Raw genomic sequence first — 10,262 nt, forward strand, 5'->3', positions numbered from 1 at the left:
CGATTACATCCTCAAGTATTGACCGGTCCCGGTCAATGCGTCTTACGTAAAAAACCCGTTCCACGCCGGTTTCGCTGGTATCCTTAAAAAAAATATTTTCCTGCATCAGCCAGTCCGGTAGCGCGCTCTCTCCGGCCAAGGCCTCTAATCTTACCGCGGTCACCGGGAGGAGCCATTCGGAGATCAGGATGGTTCCGGAACACACCCACACCGCAAAAAAAATAAATGGGAGGGCGATCCGCTTCAGGCTGACCCCCCCCGCCTTCAGTGCGATCACCTCACTGCCGCTGGCCAGGCGACTCATGGTCAGTAACACCGCCAGAAGAACAGCCATAGGAAAAACATAGACCAAAAAGGAAGGAATGCTGTAGAGGAAGATTTGCAATACGGTGACCAGGGACAAGCCGGACTGGAGCCACAGGCGGGTCAGGCGAAAGAGTAAATCTCCGGCGGTAAGGATGGTCACGAAGAGCGCTACCCCAAACAGGAAGTGAACCGCGGTTTGCCCGAGTATATAGCGGTCTATAGTCTTCACCAAATATTCACCCGTTTCGTCAAATTCCCAGCCAGGCCTCCCAAGGGGCGCAAGGCCCCCCAGAAACGTGGGCCGGGGCGCTTACCAGGACGACCCCGCGCGCGCGTTCCCCCCCGGTCGTTCAGTCTCCCGACCCTCCATACCATTACAGGTTAAACCGCTCCCCCAGATAATGTTTGCGGCTCAACTCGGAGGCGATAATTTCACTCGATGTGCCGGAGATCAGGATTTTCCCTTCGAACATGATATACGCCCGATCGGTGATCGCCAAGGTTTCCCGGACGGCATGATCGGTGATCAGGATCCCGATTTCCTTACGGGCCAGATAGCGGATAATCTGCTGGATATCTTCCACGGCGATCGGATCGATGCCGGTAAAAGGCTCGTCCAACAGGAGAAAGGAGGGCGAGGTGGCAATAGCCCGGGCGATTTCCAGCCTTCTCCGTTCCCCTCCCGAGAGAAGAATCGCCCGCGTGTCGGCCAGGCGGGCGATTCCAAACTCTTCCAGTAGTTCGTCCCTGCGGTGGCGTATTTCTTTTTTTGGCCAACCTTGCATTTCCAAGACCAGATCGAGATTGTTCCGGACCGTCAATTTCCGAAAAACCGACGGCTCCTGCGGGAGGTAACCAATCCCCATGCGCGAGCGGGCATACATGGGATAATGGCCGAGTTCACTGGAATCGAGGTAAACATTACCCGCCGTAGGCCGGGTGAGTCCCACCAGAAGATAAAAGGTGGTGGTCTTCCCGGCCCCGTTGGGGCCCAGAAGACCGACGATTTCACCTCGTTCTACGGCGACAGTCACCTTGTCGACAATACGTTTCCGGCTATATTCTTTGACCAGGCCCTTCCCGGCCAGGGTAGTCCAGGATCGTGTTTGGGTCAGCGTAGTCATTGCTCAATCCACAATCGTTATTTCGACATCGCCTTCCACTCGGATCCGACCCGTTGCGTGGAAAACCGTAATCTTTTCGCCCTGAAGCAGACTCCCCTCCCTCTCGACCCTGGCATTACCCACCAGTTCGATGGAGTCACTCCCCTCGCGGAACATCCCTCGATCAGCCCGGCCTTCCCAGTCCTGACGGGAGAGCCACACCGGGGCAGCTTCCCAATACTGGGCGGCAAAACTATACCGGATTGCATCGGAACGCATTTCGTAATCATTGATTCTGAGAATGGGATTTCCAGTCAGGGAAACCTGTTCAGCGGTAAAATCGAAGGCGGCCAACCCGGCGGACAAATGCATATCGGCACCGGTCCCGGTCACTTCTTCAAGGGTAGCCCGATTCTCTTTTCCCAGAAAATGCAGTTTTTCCGCCACGATGGTTTTCCCGCCCCAAAGAACACGGATGTCGCCAGAACTATGTGCTTCCCGCTTCAGCGTATCGACCTCCAAATAAGGACAGATCATAGTAATATCCTGCCAGGTGATCGTTGACTCACCCCGAGCTGAGAGGAGACCGGTTTCCTCGTCATATTCGGCCAATGACGTTCGGATCACAACCTCCCGGGCGGTATCGTCCTGGGCCCTGACCGGAATACCGCCCCCACCTAGGATGGTGAGGACAATCAGCCCGAACGAAACGATCCATTGGAACCAGCCTTCCTTGCACATTCCCATCATGACCTTCATGGTCTATCAGTCTCCCAGCTTCATTCTAATTTCCACATTCTCAATCAGCTCGACTTTTCCCGCGGTAACGTCATACCTTGCCTGCTCGGCTTCAATCCGGGACTCCGCCGATTCGAAGAGAAAATTCCGGATATGAAAAACCCGGTCGTCCCCTTTCCATTCAATGACCTTTCCCTGCATGTTCCCTCTTCCATCGAGAGCCGATAAAAAAACGGTTTCGAGGATGACTTGCTGCGTGTCCAGATCGACCCAGCCCTGGTCGGCTTCGACCCGATAGTGCGGTGCTTGGTCTTTATAGAGATAACCGGTAACCTCATCGAGTAAAAGCCGTTCGTCCCTTCTTTGCAAGCTTCGGGTAGCTAATTCCCAGACTTTCTCAGTTCCCGAGAGTTTGCTGATCTGGGCCTCCTCCAGATTGATTTCGATGCCTCCCGCTTCCCGCTGCAGTTCGCGCGCCTCTTGTTCGTTATCCCCCGACAACCCGGCCGGCGGCACCCGGAAAACCCAGGAAAAGAACAAAACGGCGACCAGCGACACCAGGGAGATAATGGTCCACAGGAAAGTTTCCCAATCAACCTTCACGATCGCCGGCAAGCCGATAAAAAATTCTCCGGAATCCAGCCAGGGCCATTTCCCGGGCGATGGTCAGGCTCTCTTGCGGATGATCGGTCAGAATTAGATACACTCCGTCCGGAGCAAAGTGCGACAGCGCCACCCCGAGATCCCGGATTACATGATGCCTAACGGTCGGCAGGTCGGAATAGGGATTCTCACCATCCGTCCGAAAATCCAGGATTTGCAAAGAAGTAGTCAGTTCCATCAGGGTTGCGAGTTCCTGATCATCGACTCCCCGGTACCAGAGTATTTGATTCAGTTTTTCCTCAAATGCCCTCGGATTTGTCGCACCGATTACCATATCCTGGAGATTACCCTGCGGATCGATAAAATAGGTGCTCGGGAGAGCGACCATCCGATAGGCCATAGCGGTTTGACCAGTTTGATCCATAAGCACCGGATAGGATATGTTCAGCGGAGTTACCATCGACCGCACTGTCTCCGATCTTTCCTGGACGTTGACTGCGAAAATGGCCAACCCCTCGTTCTCGCTTGATTCACGGTAAAACTGCTCGAGTGCCGGAAGCTCCTGCGCGCAAAAGGGGCACCAGGTGGTAAAAAAGAGGATCGCGACCGGTCGTCCCCGGTAATCCTCCAGCCGATGCCTGTCGCCCTCCAACGAGGGAAGGACGAAATCGGGAGCTTTCCACTCCTGAGACAACACCGGCGGGGACTCAAGCAAGAACAATACCCAGATCCCTACTATCAGTGCGTGCGCTATAAACCATCGTCGTTTTTTCATCGAACGGTATCCTCCTCTGTAAATGCCGGCTGTAGCAATTTAGGCTTTTAGGCCGTTTAGGCTGTCAGCTAATACCAATGCCAGTTTTTGTTTTACCTAAAAACCTACCGCATAATAGCCTGCTTTTCTCAAAATTCGTTTTTCCCTCTTGCCTCGCTCTAACCTTGCCTCAAGGGTTCTTTATGCTATCCCCGATCATCTGTCTTTCCTCGGCAACTTACCCCGTAACCGCCGAATCAGATACTTTACTTTGCCCTATCAAAAAACTTGAGCCGGTGATTTGCATCGCCTAAAATGTAATTTTCCCATCCCCCTATCCCCTTTTCTAAAGGGGGAATAAAGAGGGGGGACATCCACGCCCTTTTTCGCTTCGTCCTATCCTCAATGTATAAGCGCTTATCGCCCTCGGGAACTTGCCGCCCGCTCCCAAAAACTCATGAGCAGCAAATCCCGGACCACCTCACACCGCCTACTCGAGTATACTTCTTATAGCAGATGATATACAAACTATTCCCGGACCGGGGAGGGAAGTTCCCGTAATTGCTGTAAGCGGCTGAAATTATTAGCGGGACAAGCGAGCGGTAAAGGCTTTTTTGACCGATTCGATCATCTCGGGTGAGGTGACCAAAGATGTTTTATTGCCAGCCACCAGATCCTGGTAGAGCTCTTCCCGATATACCGGGATATCGGAAGGGGCCACTATACCAAGACGAACCTTTCCCTTGCCGATTCCCACCACCTGAATTTGAATGGTATCGCCGATCCGGATCGCCTGATCGGTTTTTCGACTGATGACCAGCATTCTGATTTTCCGGGTACCGACCCGTCCTCCCAGCAAAATATGCCCCACCGGAATCTTCCTTGGTTCCAGCGTCATATCATTCTAACACAGATTCCCGTTCGGGACAAAAGAAAAACCCGGCACGAGAACCGGATCGATACTACAGAGAAAAGATGAGCAGAGCAAAACAAACGGCGGGCACTGTTCGCCTCAGAACGCCGGTACCCCCGCGTCCTCAGGATGATTGTCCAGCTGCAAAATATGGCGAACCCGATAGGCACTGTTCTCCAGAATCACTTGTTTCCCCATCCGCAACTGGCAGTTGATCACCAGAGGGGCGAGCAAATTGACCCCGATCTCGGTGGGGGAAAGGACGTTCATCATCGAAAGGACGATGACATTCTCATGGTCGATTATCGCCAAGCTGCCGCAATCGGCCGTCGGAATATCGATTTCGTAATTCCGGAAATAGAGGAAAGGGTCACACAGGGCGAAAACAACCTCGCTGCTGTCCGCGCTCTGCAGCCATAAAAAACCCTCCTCTTCGAGGAGGATAAACCGCTTGTATTCTTCAAAGCCGGGAAGACCCCAAGGGAAGAGAATGAGCTTTTCCGGTTCGACCTCCATCGGTCCGAAATAGAGTGTTTCGATCAGCAACGTATGTTCCTCACCTTAAAAAGTTGAGAAGCGTCGGCTGAATCGCCCGGGCCGCTGCAGCCAAAGCCATCTGGTAGACGTTTTCATGTTCCTTCAAACGCATCGCCACCGCCGCCACATCGATGTCTTCATTGTGAGACAACAATCGCTTGAAATTGACCGAGAAATCATCAAACCGGGTCAGATGGGTTTCCATTCGCAAGGTCCTCGCGCCGGCCTGGGAACGGGCCTTGATCAGGGTGTCGAGGGTCTCTCTCAAGCGCCCCAGGGCGCTGGAGGAAATCTTTGCGAAATCGTTGGTCCGCAAATAATGCTCCATATCCCGCAAAATCTTCAAAGCCCCCTCCGCCTCACGGGCCTCCAGGATGACCGGAGAGGAGTTACCAGGGACCACAAAACCATTAGAATTGAGCATCCCCCACGTCGTGAGCAGACCTCCCGCCCCGTCCGCAAGGACCAAGGCACTGCCGTCGTTGGTATAAAGTTCGATTCCGTTACCCGCGGTATTCCACCCGGCAAAGACCCTACCGGATAAATCGGGGTCGGCAGCCAATTTATTGACGAGGTCCGCCAGTAAGGTATTGACGTCTGGGCTGGCGTCCAGAATCAGCGTTTTTCCATTGACGATGATCTCTTCCCCGCCGGAGGGGAAAACGCTGATTTCCCCCGACCCGATCCGGCTATAGCCGACAATTCCCCAGTCCTGGAGGGGAGTTCCCGTAATTTCTTTGAATTCCAGCACATCTTCTGTCCGGGAACGCAACAGAATCCGCTGGCCATCGGTGGCCGCATAGATTTCGTGGCGTAGTTGCATGTCCGCGTTGAACTCCATATTGAGACGGTTGACCAGGCTCTGAATCTTGGTGAGGGATCCACCGGTGTTGTCGATGATGACCTCCCGGCCATTGACGGTAAAAGCCAATTCTTCATTCCGGATGACTGGCCTTTCGCTTCCCCCTGCTTCGAAGCCGCGGAACAGAATCTCGTCCCCCGGGAATCCAACGGCCATGGTAGTTCCCGATTCCACCTCGTGGGTAATCCGTCCGGCATTGCCATGATAACTTATCTTAGCCGTTGTTTCCCGGTACCCAGAATACAGGGTACCCAATCCGGAAACCATCGGATGGTCGACGATCGGGGTTCCCGTATAGCGGTCGGATTTCCGGAAGAGGCCGGGTCCGGCCTCAGTCAGAGCGAAAACCTCCCTAAATCGGGCCAACTGGATTTGATAGGTATCCTGTGTATTGTCCGAGCGGGTCACGGTCACCGTACCGTTCTGGCCAATCTCGATTGTCTTGTAATCCCGGGGGAGGACCAGAGCGCCAGTACCCACCGTTCCATCTTGGGTGACCAGAAGGGGGATCCCATCCCGGTTGACGATCCGTCCCACGGTTTGGGCCAGTTCATTTTCATACCACTGGATTTCGAAGGACCCATCCCGGGTATAGAAGATTTCCTGGTAACCTGCGTCATTGAATTTGACCAGTTGAAAATACCCTCCGCCCTGGATGGCCATATGGAGGGCCTGACCGGTCCTGATCCGCCGGTCTTCGGGAGTTCCGGAAGGCAGAGAAAACGGCCGGGATAAGGTCTGGGTCCCGGAGAAGAGATATTTACCAGCAAAAGAGATATTCCCATTGCCGACCATCTCTTCCAGGTACCGCTCTACCTGGGAGGCGAGAATGTCCCGGTCTGAGGAGGTTAGCGTCCCGTTGGCCGCCTGAAGGGCTATGGTATTGACCGTCTGGTTGACGTAAATTGCCGACTCCAAACTCCGATCGACTAAGTTCAGCCAGTTGATCGAATCCTCGATATTGGTCCGGTACTGGTCCAGACGGGTGATGGATGTCCGCAGGTTCAATATCTGATTGATCCTGACCGGGCTGTCCGAAGGCGCCAGCACCGATCTCCCCGACGAGAGTTCATCCTGGACGCGGACGAGGCGGCGCAGGATCTGGTTCAGGTTCCCCATAACCCGGTCGGTGAGGATTTTCTGTGTCACACGCATCTTCGTAACTCCTATCTGATAAGGTTGATGATGCTATCGAGCATCTCGTCGATCACCCGGATGAGCATGGCCGCCGATTCATAGGTATGCTGGTATTTCACCAGATTGACCATTTCCTCGTCGAGCGACACGCCGGAAACCGTTTCTTTCCGGATATCTAGCTGGTCCACCAGGAGCCCTTGGTTGAAGAAGAGCCGGTTAGCCTCCTGTTTTTCCACTCCCAACTGGGCAATGCGCCCCCGGTAGGCGTCATCGGGATTGGCGCTATGCAGAGCCATTCGGAGCTTTTCCGCCGCAACGCCGCTCACGGTCAGGGGTTCGCGGGTGAGGGAGTGTAACGTCAGACGGGACCCGTCGACCGAGGCCTGGACGATGCCCCGCAGTTCCGGGTTGCCGTTGATCGTCGCGGCCAGTTGATGGATATCGGTCACTCCGGTAAAATCGAGAAAGACGCCGTTGATCATCATGGTGTCCGCTCCCCCGAAAGTGACCAGCGTGTTCCAAGCCGTAAGTCTGCCGTCCGTATCAGCAAACTCCACCGTTTCGCCAGTTGGAGAGCTGAAATAAAGCCCCACCCCGTCGGTATAGGCCCGGACTCTCCCGGCCAGATCCGTCCCCAAGAGTTGGGAATTAATCTCATTGACCAACTCCTCGACCCGGCTGAATTCAGGGATCAGGATCGTCGCTCCGTCCATACCGATATTGATTTGAAAAGTCTGGCCCGCCGTAACATACTCCGGAGCTTCAGCAGTATTCCAAGCGCCCAGACTCCGTTCCCGCACTCGGGATAGCGCAATGGCGTTCTCCCCGTCACCGGGTGCCCCACTCACCGAGGCGGCCACTTTCTTCCAGTCAAGGAGGATCGCTTCGTTGACTTTGATATTGCCGGCAGAGAAATCCTGCGAAGGATCGATCTTTTCAAAGAAATTCAGGCCGGTTTCCGGAGGTTGGTCGAGAGTGTAGCCGCCACGGTGCAGGAGGTTGACGTTTTCCACGAGGCCTCTGGTCATATCGTTCATAAACCCGATATATTCCGGAAGAATCTGGTCCCGGTAATCAAGAACTGCCTTGAGCTCTCCATTCTGGTAACGGGCGAAGAAACGCTCTTCCGTACCAGCGATAAAAATCTCGTTCAGCCGGGTCGCCGGGTTATTCCGTACCTCGAGGAAGGTCGTCGTCTTTTCACTGGCCAAGATTCGCCCCTGCATGACCAGGGTGGAGGTCCCGTTGCTATTTTCCCTGACCTGAAAATCCATTAATTTCGATAATTGATCAATTTGAACATCCAGTTTGTCTTTCAGGTCGTTGGTGTTTCCCCCTACATTGCCCAGACGGCTGATCTGTTTGTTCAAAGCGTAGATCTGCTGGATGTGGGTGTTGGCTTCTCTCACTTTGATGGAAATGTGTTCGTTCGCCTGGTCCCCCAAGAGGTGAAGTTGATCGGAAATATGGCCGAAGGCTCCGGCCAGCATATCGGCGGTTTCGATTACCAACGCCCGGGTAGCTTCCGACTCGGGATACTTGGACAGGTCCTGCCAGGTATTCCAGAACCGGTCAAAGACCTTGCTCAAGCCACCGTCATTGGGTTCGGAAAAAATGACCTCAATCTGGCCCAGTCCCTCGTCAATCGTCTTCCAGAAGGACCCAGTTCTCGCTTCCTGCCGGATCTGGATATCGATGAAACGATCCCGGGAACGGCGGATGTCTGCGATACCCACCCCGCTGCCCAAGGATTTGAAATGCGGCGGAACGAAAAGACCGATCGGTGAGGTGATCCGCTGTTGCAAGTCGGGAACCTGCCGGGTATACCCGGTTGTATTTGAATTCGCGATATTGTGGCCGGTCACGTTTATAGCGGCCTGGTGAGCTTGCAAAGCACTTCTGGCTGCTTCCAGGCCGTAAAATTGGCTGCGCATCTGTCGCCCTCCCTGTTGCTACACGGTCCCGTCGATGAACAGACCGTTGATATTCTTTCCCGGACCCTCCTTGCCGCCAGGCGGTGCATAGCCCAGCGCGCCCGATTTTTCCGGGGGTCCTTCCACCAGGAGTGAAAAAACGATGTTGATGTATTCCAGCGCTTCCTTGATTAACAGGGCATTCTGGCGGTTGATAACCTCGAGGTCCCGGACTACCGTGCTGAGGTGTTCTTTGGTTTTGCTCAAAAGCTGCGCCTGTTCGTCATCGGCAAGATCGATCAGATCAGCCAACCGAAAAACCGGTAAATTCAAAGAGTGCTCATTACACATCTTCTTCCAAACCTGGTTCATTTCCCTTTCTAAATCCTGAGCTTGTAGGAGCAGGGTTTCCTCCTGCCTGAGATAGCAAAGGAGTTCTTCGATATGGTTTTCCCGAAGAACTCTTCTTTTCTCTCCGGCTATCTGGAGAATGCATTCCTGAACCTCGATTTCTTTTCCGATCAGGTCCAACAGGAAATCGAGGTAATCGCTCAATTCCTTCAACCTTGCTCCTCTCCCCGCTCAATTAAAAAATCAACCATTTCCCGGCTGAACATTTTTTCCACAATGGTGCTTCCCTGGATATGATAGGTGCCGGATTGAGTCCGGTGTTTCAGATCTTCGACCAGTTGTTCTCTGATTGCCGGTACTTCCCTGTAGCGACGGGCATATTTGTTGATTTCCATAGCCGAGTTCGAAAGAGAAACCCGGTCCTGGCGTACCCCCCCCATTGCCGGTTTGACTTCCTTCGCTTTCTCGAGAGTCGTACGATGATACATCCTGAGAATCGTCGCCACCTGGTTCGTGGATATTTTCATAATGACCCCCCTTTCCCCACCCTGCAGATTCCTTCCTCACAATAAATCGGCAAGTATGCAGAAAAGTTTAGTCCTTGTCCTCGTCTTGCAAAAAATTTCTGAAATGAAATTTCTGCGCCATATCCCGGGAAGAAGGATCCGACTTCGGATGGATCTCCCGCCCCGCCAACCTGTCAGAAAGTTCCTTGAGACAGCGCTCGCAAAAACGCTTGTGCAAGGACCGTTCTCCACAACGCCGACACGCGGAATAAAAATCTTGCGGGACCAGGGCTGGATCGACCTGAAGACGGCCTTCCCGGATAAATTCGACGATCAAATTCCGGTCGACTCCGGTGGACTGGGAGAGTCGCTGGACATTTTCACCGGGATGCTCCTGCACCCGTCGTTTGACGGAGAGGAAGTCGTCCTCCACGGCCTGGATACACCCCGGACAGATCGCCCGGTCGGACAGTTTCTGGAAGATCTTCCCACACCGTTTGCACTTGACGATATCCACTATTATACCACACCCTTCGTCC

The 10,262-nt window shown here is 53.8% G+C and carries 12 protein-coding genes; all 12 read right to left on the reverse strand.

The features are described from left to right. Positions 1–535 (reverse strand): LptF/LptG family permease (locus tag VLH40_05185; protein ID HSV31401.1); only part of this gene is annotated, 535 nt, incomplete at its 3' end. A gap of 145 nt (positions 536–680) precedes the next feature. Continuing rightward, positions 681–1,430 (reverse strand): LPS export ABC transporter ATP-binding protein, encoded by a 750-nt coding sequence (gene lptB, locus VLH40_05190; GenBank protein ID HSV31402.1) that lies wholly within the window; start codon positions 1,428–1,430, stop codon positions 681–683. A gap of 3 nt (positions 1,431–1,433) precedes the next feature. Then, a complete protein-coding gene (locus VLH40_05195; GenBank protein HSV31403.1) occupies positions 1,434–2,168 on the reverse strand; it encodes an LptA/OstA family protein in 735 nt (244 codons plus the stop codon). Between the two features lie 6 nt (positions 2,169–2,174). Beyond that, a complete protein-coding gene (locus tag VLH40_05200; GenBank protein HSV31404.1) occupies positions 2,175–2,762 on the reverse strand; it encodes a hypothetical protein in 588 nt (195 codons plus the stop codon). Next, entirely contained in the window at positions 2,740–3,525 is a 786-nt protein-coding gene (locus VLH40_05205) for a redoxin domain-containing protein (protein ID HSV31405.1), read from the reverse strand. The genes VLH40_05200 and VLH40_05205 overlap by 23 nt, the downstream gene beginning before the upstream one ends. A 562-nt stretch (positions 3,526–4,087) precedes the next feature. After that, a complete protein-coding gene (csrA, locus tag VLH40_05210) occupies positions 4,088–4,375 on the reverse strand; it encodes a carbon storage regulator CsrA (protein HSV31406.1) in 288 nt (95 codons plus the stop codon). Between the two features lie 141 nt (positions 4,376–4,516). Then, the gene (gene fliW, locus VLH40_05215) at positions 4,517–4,963 is read right to left on the reverse strand and encodes a flagellar assembly protein FliW (protein HSV31407.1); all 447 of its coding nucleotides are present in this window, start codon (positions 4,961–4,963) and stop codon (positions 4,517–4,519) included. 10 nt (positions 4,964–4,973) lie between these two features. After that, complete coding sequence (gene flgL / locus VLH40_05220; GenBank protein HSV31408.1) at positions 4,974–6,971, reverse strand: flagellar hook-associated protein FlgL; 1,998 nt, start codon at positions 6,969–6,971, stop codon at positions 4,974–4,976. Positions 6,972–6,982: 11 nt separating this feature from the next. After that, positions 6,983–8,887, reverse strand: coding sequence for a flagellar hook-associated protein FlgK (gene flgK, locus VLH40_05225; protein HSV31409.1), 1,905 nt, complete (start codon positions 8,885–8,887; stop codon positions 6,983–6,985). An 18-nt stretch (positions 8,888–8,905) separates the two neighbouring features. Continuing rightward, complete coding sequence (gene flgN, locus VLH40_05230; protein HSV31410.1) at positions 8,906–9,430, reverse strand: flagellar export chaperone FlgN; 525 nt, start codon at positions 9,428–9,430, stop codon at positions 8,906–8,908. After that, positions 9,427–9,744: a flagellar biosynthesis anti-sigma factor FlgM gene (locus VLH40_05235; GenBank protein HSV31411.1), complete on the reverse strand. Its 318-nt coding sequence runs from the start codon at positions 9,742–9,744 to the stop codon at positions 9,427–9,429. Before VLH40_05235 ends, flgN begins: the two co-directional genes overlap by 4 nt. A 67-nt stretch (positions 9,745–9,811) precedes the next feature. Continuing rightward, positions 9,812–10,262, reverse strand: a 451-nt coding sequence (locus VLH40_05240) for a hypothetical protein (GenBank protein HSV31412.1), incomplete at its 5' end; no start/stop codon positions are given.

The organism is Atribacteraceae bacterium (assembly GCA_035477455.1).
Lineage (GTDB): Bacteria > Atribacterota > Atribacteria > Atribacterales > Atribacteraceae > DATIKP01.